The sequence below is a fragment of the Janthinobacterium sp. SUN033 genome (assembly GCF_030397595.1).
In the GTDB taxonomy this organism is placed as follows: domain Bacteria; phylum Pseudomonadota; class Gammaproteobacteria; order Burkholderiales; family Burkholderiaceae_D; genus Janthinobacterium; species Janthinobacterium kumbetense.
Genome location: NZ_JAPQNV010000004.1, coordinates 654867 through 670663, shown reverse-complemented (window position 1 = coordinate 670663; position 15797 = coordinate 654867). Strand labels below are relative to the sequence as shown.

Below are 15797 nucleotides of genomic sequence, written 5' to 3'. Positions count from 1 at the left end.
CAACAAGGACATCGCATGCATCGTCACGGATCGTTGAACCACATCTACCGCCTCGTCTGGAGCCACGTCTTGAACGCCTGGGTCGCCGTCGCGGAAACGTCGCGCGGGCGCGGCAAGGGCAGCCGCCGCAAACTGGCCGCGGCAGCGGCCGCCATGACGGCGCTGGCGCTGGGAGGACCGGCGCAGGCCGCGCCCACGGGCGGGCAGGTGGTGAGCGGCACGGCCAGCATCAGCCAGCAGGGCGGCACCACCACCATCCATCAGGGCAGCGCGCAGGCCGCGCTGAACTGGAACAGTTTTAACGTGGGCGCCAAGGAAACCGTCAACTTCGTCCAGCCTTCGGCCAGCGCACTGGCCGTCAACCGCATCTTCGACAGCAACGGCACGCAGATCCTCGGCAAAGTCAACGCGAATGGCCAGGTGTACCTGATCAATCCGAACGGCGTGCTGTTCGGCCGCGGCGCGCAAGTCAACGTGGGCGGCCTGGTGGCCTCGACGCTCGACGTCGACAGCGCCAGCCTGAGCGGTTCGAAACACGCGTTCGGCGGCCAGGGCATTGGCAAGGTCGTCAACGAAGGCACGCTGCGCGCGGCCGATGGCGGCTATGTCGCCCTGCTGGGCCGGCAAGTGAGCAACCAGGGCGCCATCTCGGCCCGCCTGGGCACGGTCGCCCTGGGCGCCGGCAGCGCCGCCACCCTGAGCTTTGACGGCGCGCGCCTGCTGCAACTGCGCATCGAACAAAGCACCCTGAACAACCTGGCCGAGAACGGCGGCCTGATCCGCGCCGATGGCGGCCAGGTGCTGATGAGCGCAGGCGCCCGCGATTCGCTGCTGGCCAGCGTCGTCAACCACACGGGCGTCATCGAGGCGCGCAGCGTGGAGCAGCGCGATGGCAGCATCGTCTTGCTCGGCGGCATGGCCGCCGGCACCACCCATGTGAGCGGCACCCTGGACGCCAGCGCCCCCACGGGCGGCAATGGCGGCTTCATCGAAACGAGCGCCGCCCACGTGAAGATCGGCAACGACGTGCGCATCAGCACGGCCGCTGCCCAGGGCCGCGCCGGCACCTGGCTGATCGACCCCGTCGACTTCACCATCGCCGCCAGCGGCGGCGACATCAGCGGCGCCGCCCTGACGGCCAATTTGCGCAACGGCAATGTCGTGATCCAGAGCACGCAAGGCAGCCACGGCACGGCCGGCGACGTGCACGTCAACGACCAGGTCAGCTGGTCGGCCAATGAACTGACCTTGCATGCGCAGCGCAACATCAATATCAACGCCAACCTGAACGGTTCCGGCACGGCCAGCCTGGCGCTGGAATACGGCCAGGGCGCCGCCGCTGCCGGCAACACGGCCGTGTATCAGCTGGGCAACGGCGCGCAGGTGAGTTTGCCCGCCGGGCAAAACTTCAGCACCAAACTGGGCGCCGATGGCGTGCGTACCGGCTACACGGTGATTACCCAGCTGGGCGCTTACCGCAGTGTCACGGGCACCGACTTGCAAGGGATCAATGGCAAACTGAACGGCAATTTTGTGCTCGGCGCCGACATCGACGCCTCGGCCACCGCCTCGGCCGCCTGGAACCCCAATTGGTGGGACGCGGGCTTCGTGCCGCTGGGCAGGGATGCAGCCTTTGGCGGCATCTTCGACGGCCTCGGCCATTCCATCAATCAGCTCAGCATGATGTCCGGGTCCGGCGGCGGCAGCGGCTTGTTTTCCATTACCACCAAGGATGCTCTGATCCAGAATGTGGGTTTGAATGGCGGCCACATCAAGACCCACTATTACGCCGGTGGGCTGGTGGGCGACAACAAGGGCACGATCAAGAATAGCTATGCGGCGCTCGACGTCATCGCCGACGGCTTCATCAGCGGCGGCCTGGTGGCGCGCAACAGCGGCACCATCGTCAACAGCTACGCCTCGGGCGCCGTCAGCAGCAATACCCAGAGCGGCGGCCTGGTCGGCATCAACCAGGGAACGATCAGCAACAGCTATGCCACGGGCAGCGTGGCGGGCAGGACCGAGATCGGCGGCCTGGTGGGCACCAACTGGGGAGCGGGATCCGTCAATACCAGCTACGCGGCGGGGCGCCTGCTCATCGCCGACGGCGGCACCAACTTCGGCGGTTTGATCGGCAGCAACAGCGCGCCCCAGCAAATCAGCAACAGTTTCTGGTCCATCGATGGTACGGGCCAGGCGACCTCCAAGGGCGGCACCGGCCTGACGGACACGCAGATGCGCACGGCCAGCAGTTTTACGGGATTCAATTTCACCACCACGCCTGGCGCGCAGGGCAATAACTGGGTGCTGGTCAACGTGGACGGCAACTTGAATAATGCCGGCCATGGCGAAGGCGGGACCTATCCCATGCTGGCATCCGAGTATTCCACAACGATCTACAATGCGCACCAGCTGCAATTGATGTCCATGGCACTCAATGGCAGCTATGTGCTGGGCGCCAACATCGATGCCAGCGCCACGGCGGGCGGCAAGGGCGTCTGGGGCAAGAATGGATTCATTCCTGTCGGCATGGCAAACGGCCTGGGCGGCGGCATAGAAAATATCTTCACCGGCAGCTTGAACGGCCAGAGCCATACCATCAGCGGACTGACCATCGCGTCCGACTTCGATATCGTCGGCTTGTTCGGCTATGCGGATAGCTCCTCCGTCATCAGCAATATCGGCTTACTGGGCGGCAGCATCAGCGGCGTCATCCACGTCGGCGCCCTGGCAGGCTACGGCAGGGGCCTCATTTCCAACAGCTACAGTAGCGCAACGGTCAATGGCCGCGAGTCCGTTGGCGGCTTGCTCGGCACGAACGACGGCAATATCAACAACAGCTACGCCAGCGGCGCCGTCAGCGGCAGCACGTCCGTGGGCGGCTTGATCGGCCTCAACATGAGCGGTACCGTCGAAAACACGTACGCGACGGGCATGGTCAAGGGCGAGACCAGCAAGGGCGCGTTGATCGGCACCAACTTCAGCCAGGTAAACAACAGCTTCTGGACCAGTACTGACGGCGTCTCGGGCATCGGCAGCGGTGGCGGCGCGCAAACGAACGTGCACGCCTTGAGCGATGCGCAACTGCACTCGAAATCGAGTTTCGATGGCTGGGACATGGCCACGAACGCCGGCAGCGGCGCCATCTGGCGCATCTATGAAGGCCAGACGGCGCCGTTGCTGCGCAGTTTCCTGACCGCCCTGACCGTCACCTCGGATGCGGTCAGCAAGACTTACGATGGCCAAAGCTATGCGGGGGGCCTGTCCAATGCCCGTTACTCGATCGCTGGCGCTGCCGACTCCGGGCAAGTCTTTTCCTCAAGCAACAGCGTGTACGGCGCCATCCGCGATGCCGGTCTTTACAACGCCGCCGGCACCTACCTGTATTCCGGCCAACAAGGGTATGACATCGACCTGCAGGCGGGCGCCCTGACGATCAACCGGGCCGTCATCAGCCTGAACGGCACGCGCACCTATGACGGCAGCGCCAGCATGGCGGCCGGTCTGCTGACACTGAACGGCCTGGTGCAAGGCGAGAGCCTGTTGCTGTCGGGTAACGGTATCCTCGACAACAAAAACGCGGGTGGAAAAAAGACCATGGCCAACGGCACGCTGACGCTGGCTGACGGCAGCACGGGCCAGGCCAGCAACTACACCTTGGAAGGCGGCAGGCACAGCGCCACCGTCAACCGCGCCACGCTGAATGTGCAGGGCGTGGGGGCGGCCAATAAAGTCTATGACGCCAGCACGGGCGCCACCTTGACGGGCAAGGCCAGCGTGCAGGCGCTGGGCGACGACCAGCTGAACGTAAGCGGAGGCACCGCCCGTTTTGCCGACAAGAACGCCGGCATGGGCAAGGCCGTCACCCTGAGCGGTTTTACCTTGCAGGGCGTGGATGCGGCCAACTATGTGCTGGTGCAGCCGAACAACGTCACGGCCGACATCGGCAAGGCCAGCGTGGTCGTCGCCGGCGTGGGTGCGGCAAACAAGGTGTATGACGCCACCACCGGCGCCACCCTGACGGGCAAGGCCAAGGTGCTGGCGCTGGGCGACGACGAACTGCGCGTCGCCGGCGGCAGCGCATCTTTTGCCGACAAGAATGCTGGCATGGGCAAGACCGTCACCCTGAGCGGCTTTGCCTTGCAAGGCGCGGATGCGGCCAACTATGACCTCGTGCAACCGAACAACGTCACGGCCGACATCGGCAAGGCCAGCGTGGTCGTCGCCGGCGTGTCTGCGGCAAACAAGGTGTATGACGCCACCACGGGTGCCACTTTGACAGGCAAGGCCAAGGTGCTGGCGCTGGGCGACGACCAATTGAGCGTGGCGGGCGGCGCTGCCCGCTTTGCCGACAAGCACGCCGGAACAGGCAAAACCGTCATCGTCGATGGCTACACCTTGCAAGGCGCGGATGCGGCCAACTATGACCTCGTGCAACCAGGCAACATCACCGCCGATATCGCCAAGGCCAGCTTGCTGTACACGGCCACCGCCACCAGCCTGACGGGCGGCCGCGCGCCGGAAGGCTTGAGCGGCAAGGTCAGCGGCTTGCTGGGCGGCGACACCCTGGCGGACGCCACCAGCGGCACCGTGGCCTGGACCAGCCCGGCCACGGCCGGCAGTCCGGCTGGCAACTACGCCATCACGGGCAGCGGCCTGGCCTCGACCGACTATGCCTTCGTGCAAGCCGAGAGCAATGCCGGCGCGCTAACCTTGACGTCGGCAACCCTGCCGCCGCCGGCCAGCCTGCCACCACCGGCCCAGGCAGCCGTGGTGCAACTGCAGGCGCAAGTGCTGGGCAGCTTTGCCGACACGCGTCCCGGCACGCTGGCCGCCGCACCCACCATCACCGTCACGCAGACGGATGCCCCGGCCGGCACTGCCGCCGCCAGCAATGCCTTGCCAAACACCAGCATGCAGATCGGCAGCCGCGGCCCGGCCCTGCAAGTCGTCCTGGGCGGCGTCAAGCTGCCCGCCAACATGCTTAACGTAAATCAATAACACCATGACTCATTCCTTGACTCCGCGACACCTGATGCAACAACCGTTGCTGTCCCTGCTGCTGCTGGCCTTTGCGCCATGCGCCCTAGCACAAACTACGCCGGTCGTGCCCGATGCGGGCGCCATCCTGCGCCAGTTGCAGCCGGCCACGCCCGCCAATACGGCTCCCGGCGCGCCGGCGCTGCGCATCGAACAGAAAGAGGGCGCGCCGCTGCCCGCCAGCGCGCCCTTTCTCGTCACGCAGATCGATATCGCCGGCAACAGCGCGTTCGATACGGCCACCTTGCAGGCGCTCGTCGCCAGCGCCCATGGCACGACCTTGTCCCTGGAGCAACTGGGAGAACTGGCGGCCCGCATCACCAGTTACTACCGCGCCCATGGCTATCCGCTGGCGCGCGCCATCGTGCCCGCCCAGACCATCCGCCAGGGCATCGTGCGCATCGACGTGCTCGAGGCGCGCTACGGCAAGGTGGGCATCGACAACCGCAGCGACGTCAGCGACGCCTTGCTGAACGCCACGCTGGCGCCGCTGCAAACGGGCCAGACCATCGGCCAGGCGGAACTCGACCGCAGCTTGCTGTTGCTGTCCGACATACCGAATGTCGCCATCACGGCCACGCTCACGCCCGGCGCCGAAGTGGGCGGCTCCGACCTGCTGGTCGATGCCTGGTCCGGCCCGCGCATGGCTGGCGCTGCCTTCCTCGACAACAATGGCAACCGCTACACCGGCCGCGCCCGCCTTGGCGCCACAATGTACCTGTACAACCCGCTGCACCAGGGCGACGTGGCCAGCGCCAGCGTGCTCAGCTCGGGCACGGGCATGTCGTATGCGCGGCTCGGCTATGACCTGCTGCTGAACGGCGCTGGCACGCGCGCCGGGGTGGCCATGTCCGCCCTGCGCTACCGCCTGGAAGGCGCCATGCGCCCGCTGCACGCACATGGCACGGCTCAGGTCGCCAGTGCCTGGCTGCGCCATCCGCTGCTGCGCAGCCGCGATGCGAACATGTCGATCCAGCTGCAGTATGACCAGGTGCACTTGCGCGACCGCATCGACGCCAGCGCCATGCGCAGCGACCGCCGCCTGGATAACCTGAGCGCCACCCTCGGTGGCGACGTGCGCGATGCCGCCTTCGCTGGCGCCACCACCAGCTGGAGCGTGGCCGCGACGGCTGGCAAGCTCGACATCAGCGACCCGCTGACGCGCCTGAACGACGCCTTCAGCGCCCGCAGCCATGGCAATTTTGCGAAATGGAACGTCAACCTGTCGCGCCTGCAAAACCTGGACCAGCGCAACGCCGTGTACCTGGCCTTCGCGGGACAGTGGGCGGACAGCAATCTCGATTCCTCCGAAAAGATGAGCGTGGGAGGCCCGTACACGGTACGCGCGTATGACGTGGGCGCGGCAGCTGGCGACCTCGGCTATTTCGGCAGCGCCGAATGGCGGCATGAACTGAGCGCCAGCGACGCGGGACAATGGCAAGCCGTGGCCTTCGTCGACAGCGCGCGCGTGACGGTGAACCAGCAGCGCTGGACGCCGGGCCCGAACAGCGCGCGCCTGCACGGCGCCGGACTGGGCGTGAACTGGGCGGACGGGCAGCAGTGGAATGCCCGCGCGTACGTCGCCAAGCCCATCGGCGGCACGCCAGTCCTGCTGGCGTCGCGCAGTTCGGCCCGCCTGTGGGTCGAACTCAATCGCCGCTTCTGATGCGGCGGCAACAGCCGGAAGCCCGACTTTCGGCTGTTGCTTGATCCAACGCAAGACTTACCCACCAGCTATCCACCGTCTGTGCACGGTTTTTCCACAGGCTTACCCACAGCAATATCCGGGAAGCAGGTGGCAAAACTGTAGTTATCCCCACTTGCACCCACACTATCCAGTGCTTATCCGCAGGCTTACACACAGAGTTATCCACAATCCGCAGGAAAAGGTGATTGCATCGCTGGCAAGCTGCTGGAATCAGCGGAAAAGGCAGCGACACGCGCATGGCGGGCCAGATTATAGAACTTGCCAACAGCTTATGCGCAGGCTTGCACACAGGCTTATGCGCCACTTGTGCAGTGGCTTGCCCACAGAGTTATCCACATACAAAAAAGGCAGGCCATGCGGCCTGCCTGTGTGCAAGGGCTGACTGCGCCGCTTACTTCTTGATTTTCACGGGACGCGTCCAGCCGTCGATGGTCACCTGGCGCGCGCGCGACACGGTCAGCTTGCCGGCCGGCGCATCTTTCGACAAGGTCGTACCCGCGCCCAGGGTGGCGCCCTTGCCGACGGTGACGGGCGCGATCAGCTGGCTGTCGCTGCCGATGAAGGCGTCGTCTTCAATCACCGTGCGGAACTTGTTCACGCCATCGTAGTTGCAGGTGATCGTGCCGGCGCCGATGTTGACCTTCGAGCCGATGGTGGCGTCGCCGATGTAGGCCAGGTGATTGGCCTTGCTGTGCGCGGCGATCTGGCTGTTTTTCACTTCGACGAAGTTACCGATATGCACGTCTTCCGCCAGGACCGTGCCCGGGCGCAGGCGCGCGTAGGGGCCGATGATGGAAGCGGCGCCGACGATGGCGTCCTCGATATGGCAGAAGGGCTTGATGTGCGCGCCAGCGGCCACCGTGGCGTTGATGAAGACGTTGTTGGCGCCCACGCGCACGCCGTCGCCCAGTTCCACCCGGCCTTCGAACACGCAGCCGACGTCGATGGTGACATCGCGGCCGCAAATGAGTTCGCCGCGCACGTCGATGCGGGCCGGATCGAGCAGAGTCACGCCCCGTTCCAGCAGCGCTTGCGCGATATTGTTCTGGTGGATGCGTTCCAATTGCGCCAGCTGCACCTTGCTGTTGACGCCCGCCACTTCCCACACGGCGGCCGGGTGCGCCGAGGTGACGGCCACGCCATCGGCGACGGCCTGGGCGACGATATCGGTCAGATAGTATTCCCCTTGGGCATTGTCATTCGACAAGGCCGACAGCCATTGCTTGAGCTGCACGGTGGGCGCGACCATGATGCCGCTGTTGATCTCGCGGATGGCGCGCTCGGCGGGCGTCGCATCCTTTTCCTCGACGATGCGCACGATGGCGCCGTTGTCGCGCACGATGCGGCCCAGACCAAACGGATCGTCCTGTTCCACGGTCAGGATCGCCAGCTTGTCCTTGCCGGCCGCCTGCACCAGTTGCTGCAGGGAAGCGGCGCTGGTCAGCGGCACGTCGCCGTACAGGATCAGGGTCGGCACGCTGTCATCCAGCAAAGGCAGCGCTTGCTGGACGGCATGGCCGGTGCCCAGCTGCTGCGCCTGCTCGGCGGCGTCGATCTGCACGCCATGGTTCACCTTGTAGCCGTCGAGCAACTTCAGCACTGCTGCGCCCCCATGCCCGTAAATCACGCATAATCGGGACGGCGCCAGGCCGCGCGCCGTGTCGATGACGTGCGACAACAGCGGCTTGCCCGCCAGCGGGTGCAATACCTTGGGCAGTGCCGACTGCATGCGTTTGCCCATACCGGCAGCGAGAATGACAACGTTCATAGACCGTCTTTTATAAGTTAAGAATATGAAAAAGTTTAACACGCAGGCCCCGTCTTCCACGTCTTCCAGCCGCTTGACGTATGCCTTACTGGCCATCCTGCTCGTCGTCATGGCCGGCTGCAGCGGCTTGCGCCTGGCCTACAACAATGGCGATACCGTGCTGTACTGGTGGCTGAACGCGTATGTCGACCTGGACCGCGACCAGAAGGGCTGGGTGCGCGACGATATCGACAAGCTGTTCGACTGGCACCGCAAGACGCAATTGAAGGATTACGTGGAAATCCTGCGCACGGGCCAGAAGCAGTTGCAAGGCAATGCCACGCAGGCCGACCTGCTGGCGGATTACAGCGAGATCAAGCAGCGCACCCAGGCGCTGTTGCTGAAGGCGGCGCCCGAGCTGGCCGACCTGGCGCGCTCGCTCAAGCCCGAGCAGATCGCGCAGATGGAAAAGAAGTTCAAGTCGAACAATGAGGATTACCGCAAGAAATACCTGAGCGGCGACCAGGAGAAGCGCCAGAAACTGCGCTACAAGAAAGCCATGGAGCAATTCGAACTGTGGTTCGGCAGCTTCAGCAGCGAGCAGGAAGCCGTCATCCGCAAGGCGTCCGACGCGCGTCCGCTGAACAACGAGATCTGGCTCGACGAACGCATGCGGCGCCAGCAGAACGTGTTGAGCCTGGTCAAGAAAGTTCACCAGGAAAAACTCGGCAAGGAAGCCACCGTGGGCTTGATCACGACCCTGATCAAGGACAGTTTCGAGCGCCTCGAGCATTCCGAGCGCAAGGCCTTCTTCGATGCCTACGAAAGCAGCACGGCGCAGATGGTCATGACGGTGATCAAGATCGCCACGCCGGCGCAAAAAACCCATGCCGTCAAGCGCATGCAGGGCTGGATCGACGATTTCAATTCCCTCGCCACGCAAGCCAAATAGCCAGGCAGCGCCAGCAAGGGGGAGGGGGCCATATGCTATAGTGGCCGCCATCGAATTGAAGAAATGAAACGCCTAACAAAACCGTAGCGAGCGGCAGTGAGTTGTGGCTAAGAAGCGCAGCTGTGCGAATGCACAGTGAGCATCGCAGGCCGCAAATCGCGACGCGCAGTAGGTTTTGTTAGGTGTTTTAAATACCCATGCAAAAGAAAATTAAGAAACCCGCCAAAGTCCCCGTCCACCACGCGCCGCCACCGAACCAGGTGCGCATCATCGGCGGCCAGTGGAAGCGCTCCGTGCTGCCTGTTTTGCAGGCACTGGGCTTGCGCCCGACACCGGACCGCGTGCGCGAAACCGTGTTTAACTGGATCAACCACTTGCGCGACGGCGACTGGGCCAATGCCCAGGTGCTGGACCTGTTCGCCGGCAGCGGCGCACTGGGCTTCGAAGCGGCCAGCCGCGGCGCCGCCGCCGTCACCATGGTCGACACCCATACGCCCGTGATCCGCCAGCTGGAAGAAAACAAGACGAAATTGCGCGCCGACAATGTCCAGCTGCTGCGCGGCGACGCCTTGCTGACGGCGCAAGGCCTGGCATCGCGCGGCCAGCGTTTCGACCTGATCTTCCTCGATCCGCCCTACCAGCAGGATTTCCTGGCGAAAGTGTTGCCGCTATGCGCCAACCTGCTCAAGGAAGGCGGCATGGTGTATGCGGAATCGGGCTTGCCGCTCGTCTTCGATGCAACCAGCGCCCTGGAAAAACCGGAGTGGATGGCGCCGTGGGAAGTCATCCGCGCCGACAAGGCGGGCACCGTTTATTATCATTTGCTAACTTACAACAAAGTGCCGGCTACTGCCTGAATCTGCCTATAAATGAGGCAAAAAAGCTCCCTGCCCCGAGGCGCAGCACCAAGGTGGTCACCAATTTCAGGCATAATGCGCGTCTATATTGGTGCATCGTCAGGGAGCCGCAATGGTTGTAGCCGTTTATCCAGGAACATTCGATCCGCTCACGCGCGGTCATGAAGATTTGGTGCGCCGCGCATCGGGTCTATTTGACAAGCTGATCGTCGGTGTGGCCGACAGCAAGAACAAGCAACCGTTTTTCTCGCTCGACGAACGCCTGGAAATCGCCAACGAAGTGCTCGGCCACTATCCGAATGTGCAAGTGGAAAGCTTTTCCGGCCTGCTCAAGGATTTCGTGCGCAAGCATGAAGCGCGGGTCATCGTGCGCGGCTTGCGCGCCGTCTCCGACTTCGAATACGAATTCCAGATGGCGGGCATGAACCGCTACCTGCTGCCCGATGTCGAAACCATGTTCCTGACGCCATCCGACCAGTACCAGTTCATTTCGGGCACCATCGTGCGCGAAATCGCGGCGCTGGGCGGCGACGTCTCCAAGTTTGTCTTCCCCTCGGTGAACCGCTGGCTGCAAAACAAGATTGCCGCCAACGCTGCCTCATCGCAATAAGTAAGAGTGAAATCATGGCATTACTGATCACCGACGAATGCATCAATTGCGACATTTGCGAGCCCGAGTGCCCGAATGACGCGATCTACATGGGCGCGGAAATCTACGAAATCGATCCCAACAAGTGCACCGAATGCGTGGGCCACTTTGACGAGCCGCAATGCCAGCAAGTGTGCCCCGTCAGCTGCATCCCCTTCAATCCCGCCTGGCGCGAAAGCCCGGAGCAATTGATGGCCAAGTACGAACGCCTGCAGGCGGAACTGCCCGCCGCCAAAGCCTGAGCTTTTCTCCCGCGCCACTTCCGGGCCACGTCTGCGTGGCGCCAGCTTCTGCCAACTGTTCTACACTGTGTGCTGACTTATCCACAGCCCATGGTTTCCACGGAGGTAGAAGATGCAAATAAGCACATCCCGTTTGGGCCGCTCCCTGGCCACCGCCTGCCTGTGCGCCGGCCTGTGCGCCGCCGTGGCACGACCGGCGCTCGCCGTCGAGGTGGGCGGCGTCAAGCTGGACGACACGGTGCAGCTGGCCAGCCGCGAATTAAAACTCAACGGCGCCGGCGTGCGCTACAAGGTCATCTTCAAGGTGTACACGATCGCGCTGTACCTGCCGGAAAAGAAAACCCAGCTGGCCGACATCCTGGCGCTGCCCGGGCCTCGCCGCCTGGAAATCGTCATGCTGCGCGACATCACTTCCGACGAGCTGGGGCAAGCCTTCATGCAGGGCTTGAAGCGCAGTTCCGACCAGGCCGACCGCACGCGCCTGCTAAGCCAGACGATGCAGTTCGGCGCCATGTTCGAAATGGTGCCGGGCCTGAAGAAGGGCGACATTCTCACCGTGGACTGGCTGCCGGAAGAGGGAACGTTGTGCAAGCTGAACGGCAAACAGGTGGGCGACACGGTGCCGGACCTGGCTTTCTATAATGCGCTGCTGAAAATCTGGATAGGTGCCCATCCGGCCGACACCATGTTGCGCGCGCATTTGCTGGGCGACATGGCGTAATCGGCTGGCGGCAAGCGTAAAAAAAGCCGGCGCAGGCCGGCTTGTCATTCTACAACAGTTGCTCGCTCACGCACGCGTCGACAGGGCGCGCAATTCGGCGGCATTGCTTGGCGATACGCCATCCATCTTGCCGAGCGTGCGTTTCAAGGCTTGCGCTTCGCGCATCTGCTGGCGCGCCAGGCGCTCTTCACGGCTCAGCTTGGGACGCACCACCAGCATCATGGCGCGGGCGATGCCCACCAGCAAAGGCTTGAACAGCAGGGCGAAGGCGCCCACGGCGACGATCACCAGCACGAGTTGCAGGGCGTTCAGCAGGGAAATCTCCAGCACGGGTGCGGATACTGCGTACAGGGCGGAGGCGAAGGTAGACATAGTGTTCCAGTGCATTATAGAATTTGCCAGTACTATAGTGCAGTGCAACATATAAATCTAATTCCATTTCTTGATACCAATTATATGAATCGTGAATGGAAAACTGTAATATTTTTTTACGAGTGAAAATATTCGTGCCCGGCGCGGTTTACACTCTTAAGTAATCAATTCAACTTTTATCTTGGGCTTTCCATGAGTTTTCTGACGCTGGATCTGAACTTGCTGCGTGTTTTCGACGCCGTCATGACGGAACAAAACCTGACGCGCGCAGCCGGCCACCTGGCGATGACGCAGCCGGCGGTATCGAACGCCATCAAACGCCTGCGCGAGAGCCTCGGTGACGAATTGCTGATCCGCACGGCCTATGGCGTGAAACCCACGCCCCGCGCCGAAGCGCTGTGGCCATCCGTGCGCTCGGCCCTGGCCAGCCTGGAAGCGGCTGTCACGCCGGAAACCTTCGACGTATCGAAAACGCATGCCACGTTCCGCATGGCCATGGCCGATGCGACGGCCGCGTTCTGGCTGCCTTCGCTGATGCGCTCGATCGAACGGGAAGCGCCCGGCGTCAACGTACGCATGATGCCGCTGACCACGCGCGAACCGCGTCCCATGCTGCTGCGCGGCGACATCGACCTGGCCGTGGGCTTCTTTCCCGGCGTGGCGGCGCAATTGTCCAGCGAAACGGGTTCGCCCATCCGTCACGAGCGCCTGTATTCCGGCAAGTATGTGTGCGTGATGCGGCGCGGCCATCCGCTGGCCGACAAGGAATTGACCCTGGATAACTACTGTGCGGCCAACCATTTATTGGTGAGCTTTTCCGGCCGCGCGCATGGCTTGATCGACGAGGCGCTGTCGCAGATCCACCGCGAACGGCGCATCTTGTTGACGGTCAACCAGTTCTTTACCGCTGGGCGGGTCGTCGCCAATTCCGACCTGATCACGGTCTTGCCGCGCCATTTGATCGCCTCGACGGGCATGACGGAATCGCTGCTGTACAAGGATTTGCCGTTGACCTTGCCAGCCGTCCACCTGGACATGCTGTGGCACGAGCGCGACGCCCGCAGCCCCGCCCACAAATGGCTGCGCAATCACCTGGAAAGCATGAACACGCCCACCCTGCGCACGGCCACGGCGGCCGGCGGTGGCGTGGCGCCCAAGCCGCACGTCGAGTAAGACTTGCGACAGGACAAAAAAAACGCCTGATATCTCATCAGGCGTTTTTTTTATGCGTGGTTACTGGAGCGGTAACCGATTCTAAAACCGCCCCAGTGCTTGCCCTCGACGTGGATGGGCACGGACAAATCGTGCATGACCTCGCCCGTGTCGCGTTTATAGGTCTGCAACAGGAACGCCTTGGTGTTGCTGCCGCAACGCTTGCCCGTGCGGTCGCTGAAGATGCGCTTGGTGCGGTTATTCACGATATCGGTGGCGTAATCGCCCGTCAGCGGCTGGGAAAACTTCTTGTTGTGCGTTGGAAAATATCCATTGTTGTCGACGGCGCCCGCATACGCCAGGTGGGGCAATGCCGCCAGCACGCCTTCCTGCAAGTCGGGCAGCACCTTGTCCGTGAACGCGTCGAATTTCGTGTTGTGCTTGGGCGGATCGGTATTCGGGATGGGGCGGTAATGGCGGTCGAACAGGGCGTCGCGCGTGATGCGCCCCGAGGCGATCGCTTGCTCGAAGAGTTTGCCCACGTCGCGCGCGGCGCGCTGGGCCGCCTCGCGGATCTCGTCGTGCGGCGTGGCCACGCTCGATTCGCCCAGGGCGCCGGCGATCACTTCGGCCCGCTCGGCCAGGGCCATGGCCGATTGCGTGGCGCGCGGCAATTCGGCATTCGTCGACAGCATGCTGTCGCGGATTTGCAGGATGGCGTCGGCGATCACTTGCGTCGTCTCGACGTGTTCGCGCGAGGCGCGGGCGATTTGCCCGATCTCGTCCTCGGACTCGCCCGATGACTGCTCTATATGGCTGAGCGAGGCGTGCACGCTTTGCACATTGCGCGCCGCTTCCGTCACGCCGGCCGCCAGCGAACTCATGCCGCGTGCGGCTTTTTCCGACTGTTCATTGATTTCGCGCACCATCACGCTGATTTCATCGGAAGCTTCCTTGGTGCGCTGCGCCAATTGCCGCACTTCCCCGGCCACCACGGCAAAACCGCGCCCATGTTCGCCGGCGCGCGCCGCCTCGATGGCGGCGTTCAGCGCCAGCAAGTTGGTGCGCGCGGAAATATCGGAAATGGCTTCCGTAAAGCCCGTGATGCGTTTGGATTTTTCCTGCAAGCTCAGCATGTTGCTGGAGGCGCCTTGCGCTTCCTCGCGTGCGTTATTGATGCGCTGCAAGCCCTGGTCCACTTCGGCGCGCGCCGCCACGCTTTCCACGCGCACGCCGGCGGCCACCTTGGCGGCCCGTTCCGCATTGGCGGCGATCTTTTCCGTCATCGCGGCATTTTGTACGGAACTGTCGGCAATGTCGCTGGCCGTGCGGACATCGAGTTCCACCTTCTGTTTGACGGAATCGACAAAATACGAGGTTTCCGCCGCGCCGATCATGATGGCATCGATGGCGTTGCCCACCGTGTCGGCGAACTGGTGCAAGCCCGGCTCGCCGCGCGGACGGCCGGCAAACGCCAGCAACGCGGCGCCGATGGCGGCGGCCACGCAGGCAATCAGATAGGGATGGTCGCCGCCCGAGAGCAACAACAGATAGGCCAGGCAACAGGCGACGGCCATGGCCAGGATCGTGAATACAAAGAAACGCACCAGCTGATGCTGCAACTGCTTCATTTGTCCCCCGCTGCGCGAACCCGTCACGCCCCCGCGGGGACGTGCCGTAACCGTATGCGGGTGGGCACGATTGCCCACTTTGCACCCTGAAGTGACCGTCTGCGCGGCGTTTCAGGCGGCTACCGGATAGCAGAATTGTAGTTCTACCCTACAACATTTGTTCCGATAGCTCAATCAGAAAAGTGGGGCGGCTACACCAGGGTCACTTAATTGGCAATTTGGTCGTGTTTTTGACCTCTTCCATGACGGCATAAGTGTGGGTTTCCCGCACACCTTTCTGCAACAGCGTCTTGCCCAGGAATTCGCGGTAGGCGGCCATGTCCTTGACGCGCGCCTTGACCAGGTAATCGAAACCGCCGGCCACCATGTGACATTCCAGTACCTCTGGGATGATTTGTACGCTATGCTTGAAGGCGTCGAACACTTCCGGTGTCGTGCGATCGAGCACCACTTCGATGAACACCAGCAGCGACACGTCGAGCAGCTGCGGGTTCAACTGGGCCGTATAGCCCATGATGTAACCGGATTCGTGCAACTTGCGCACGCGCTCCAGGCAGGCGGCCGGCGACAGGTTCACGCGCGCGGCCAGCTCCACATTGCTGATGCGTCCATCGCTCTGCAATTCCATCAAGATTTTCTTACTGATCTTGTCCAGCATTACCATCACCCCCAAATTAATATTATTTGGTTAAATTGTCGCATCAAAAACTATCTATTGCTAGTCCC

General features: G+C 62.9%; 12 protein-coding genes. 8 read left to right on the top strand and 4 right to left on the bottom strand.

Translation table 11 applies throughout. The features are described 5' to 3' along the window. Nucleotides 1-15 precede the first annotated feature (15 nt). Both OX460_RS20155 and OX460_RS20150 read left to right on the top strand, forming a co-directional pair. On the top strand, nt 16-5001 hold the full coding sequence (locus OX460_RS20155) for a YDG domain-containing protein (protein ID WP_289899696.1): 4986 nt from the start codon (nt 16-18) through the stop codon (nt 4999-5001). A gap of 34 nt (nt 5002-5035) precedes the next feature. Continuing rightward, on the top strand, nt 5036-6706 hold the full coding sequence (locus OX460_RS20150) for a ShlB/FhaC/HecB family hemolysin secretion/activation protein (RefSeq protein WP_289899695.1): 1671 nt from the start codon (nt 5036-5038) through the stop codon (nt 6704-6706). Between the two features lie 433 nt (nt 6707-7139). Here OX460_RS20150 and glmU read toward each other — a convergent pair whose 3' ends face one another. Further along, complete coding sequence (gene glmU, locus OX460_RS20145) at nt 7140-8516, bottom strand: bifunctional UDP-N-acetylglucosamine diphosphorylase/glucosamine-1-phosphate N-acetyltransferase GlmU (protein ID WP_099665959.1); 1377 nt, start codon at nt 8514-8516, stop codon at nt 7140-7142. A gap of 25 nt (nt 8517-8541) precedes the next feature. Here glmU and OX460_RS20140 point away from each other — a divergent pair, with 25 nt between their 5' ends. The 5 genes from OX460_RS20140 to OX460_RS20120 all read left to right on the top strand — a co-directional run bounded on the left by OX460_RS20140 (nt 8542) and on the right by OX460_RS20120 (nt 11916). After that, nucleotides 8542-9447: a DUF6279 family lipoprotein gene (locus tag OX460_RS20140; protein WP_289899694.1), complete on the top strand. Its 906-nt coding sequence runs from the start codon at nt 8542-8544 to the stop codon at nt 9445-9447. 197 nt (nt 9448-9644) lie between these two features. Further along, a complete protein-coding gene (rsmD, locus tag OX460_RS20135) occupies nt 9645-10304 on the top strand; it encodes a 16S rRNA (guanine(966)-N(2))-methyltransferase RsmD (RefSeq protein WP_289899693.1) in 660 nt (219 codons plus the stop codon). 112 nt (nt 10305-10416) lie between these two features. Continuing rightward, complete coding sequence (gene coaD, locus OX460_RS20130) at nt 10417-10914, top strand: pantetheine-phosphate adenylyltransferase (protein ID WP_034752633.1); 498 nt, start codon at nt 10417-10419, stop codon at nt 10912-10914. A 14-nt stretch (nt 10915-10928) separates the two neighbouring features. After that, nucleotides 10929-11195 carry a YfhL family 4Fe-4S dicluster ferredoxin gene (locus tag OX460_RS20125; protein WP_077398358.1) on the top strand — a complete coding sequence of 89 codons (267 nt, stop codon included), beginning with the start codon at nt 10929-10931 and terminating at the stop codon, nt 11193-11195. 112 nt (nt 11196-11307) lie between these two features. Beyond that, the gene (locus OX460_RS20120; RefSeq protein WP_289899692.1) at nt 11308-11916 is read left to right on the top strand and encodes a chalcone isomerase family protein; all 609 of its coding nucleotides are present in this window, start codon (nt 11308-11310) and stop codon (nt 11914-11916) included. 66 nt (nt 11917-11982) lie between these two features. Here OX460_RS20120 and OX460_RS20115 read toward each other — a convergent pair whose 3' ends face one another. Then, complete coding sequence (locus OX460_RS20115) at nt 11983-12288, bottom strand: hypothetical protein (RefSeq protein ID WP_034752641.1); 306 nt, start codon at nt 12286-12288, stop codon at nt 11983-11985. A 192-nt stretch (nt 12289-12480) separates the two neighbouring features. Here OX460_RS20115 and OX460_RS20110 point away from each other — a divergent pair, with 192 nt between their 5' ends. Further along, nucleotides 12481-13461 carry a LysR family transcriptional regulator gene (locus OX460_RS20110; protein ID WP_034783859.1) on the top strand — a complete coding sequence of 327 codons (981 nt, stop codon included), beginning with the start codon at nt 12481-12483 and terminating at the stop codon, nt 13459-13461. Nucleotides 13462-13511: 50 nt separating this feature from the next. Here the strand turns inward: OX460_RS20110 and OX460_RS20105 are convergent, their stop codons facing one another. Both OX460_RS20105 and OX460_RS20100 read right to left on the bottom strand, forming a co-directional pair. Further along, entirely contained in the window at nt 13512-15071 is a 1560-nt protein-coding gene (locus OX460_RS20105) for a methyl-accepting chemotaxis protein (protein WP_289899691.1), read from the bottom strand. A 202-nt stretch (nt 15072-15273) separates the two neighbouring features. Continuing rightward, nucleotides 15274-15729: an Lrp/AsnC ligand binding domain-containing protein gene (locus tag OX460_RS20100; protein ID WP_010393827.1), complete on the bottom strand. Its 456-nt coding sequence runs from the start codon at nt 15727-15729 to the stop codon at nt 15274-15276. Between the last annotated feature and the right edge of the window lie 68 nt (nt 15730-15797).

What these genes read in the sequence shown, in the direction of transcription:
- OX460_RS20155 (WP_289899696.1), top strand. Translation starts at nt 16, where the DNA reads ATGCATCGTCACGGATCGTTGAACCACATCTACCGCCTCGTCTGGAGC.
- OX460_RS20100 (WP_010393827.1), bottom strand. Translation starts at nt 15,729, where the DNA reads ATGCTGGACAAGATCAGTAAGAAAATCTTGATGGAATTGCAGAGCGAT.
- OX460_RS20115 (WP_034752641.1), bottom strand. Translation starts at nt 12,288, where the DNA reads ATGTCTACCTTCGCCTCCGCCCTGTACGCAGTATCCGCACCCGTGCTG.
- OX460_RS20105 (WP_289899691.1), bottom strand. Translation starts at nt 15,071, where the DNA reads ATGAAGCAGTTGCAGCATCAGCTGGTGCGTTTCTTTGTATTCACGATC.
- OX460_RS20110 (WP_034783859.1), top strand. Translation starts at nt 12,481, where the DNA reads ATGAGTTTTCTGACGCTGGATCTGAACTTGCTGCGTGTTTTCGACGCC.
- coaD (WP_034752633.1), top strand. Translation starts at nt 10,417, where the DNA reads ATGGTTGTAGCCGTTTATCCAGGAACATTCGATCCGCTCACGCGCGGT.
- OX460_RS20120 (WP_289899692.1), top strand. Translation starts at nt 11,308, where the DNA reads ATGCAAATAAGCACATCCCGTTTGGGCCGCTCCCTGGCCACCGCCTGC.
- glmU (WP_099665959.1), bottom strand. Translation starts at nt 8,516, where the DNA reads ATGAACGTTGTCATTCTCGCTGCCGGTATGGGCAAACGCATGCAGTCG.
- rsmD (WP_289899693.1), top strand. Translation starts at nt 9,645, where the DNA reads ATGCAAAAGAAAATTAAGAAACCCGCCAAAGTCCCCGTCCACCACGCG.
- OX460_RS20150 (WP_289899695.1), top strand. Translation starts at nt 5,036, where the DNA reads ATGCAACAACCGTTGCTGTCCCTGCTGCTGCTGGCCTTTGCGCCATGC.
- OX460_RS20125 (WP_077398358.1), top strand. Translation starts at nt 10,929, where the DNA reads ATGGCATTACTGATCACCGACGAATGCATCAATTGCGACATTTGCGAG.
- OX460_RS20140 (WP_289899694.1), top strand. Translation starts at nt 8,542, where the DNA reads ATGAAAAAGTTTAACACGCAGGCCCCGTCTTCCACGTCTTCCAGCCGC.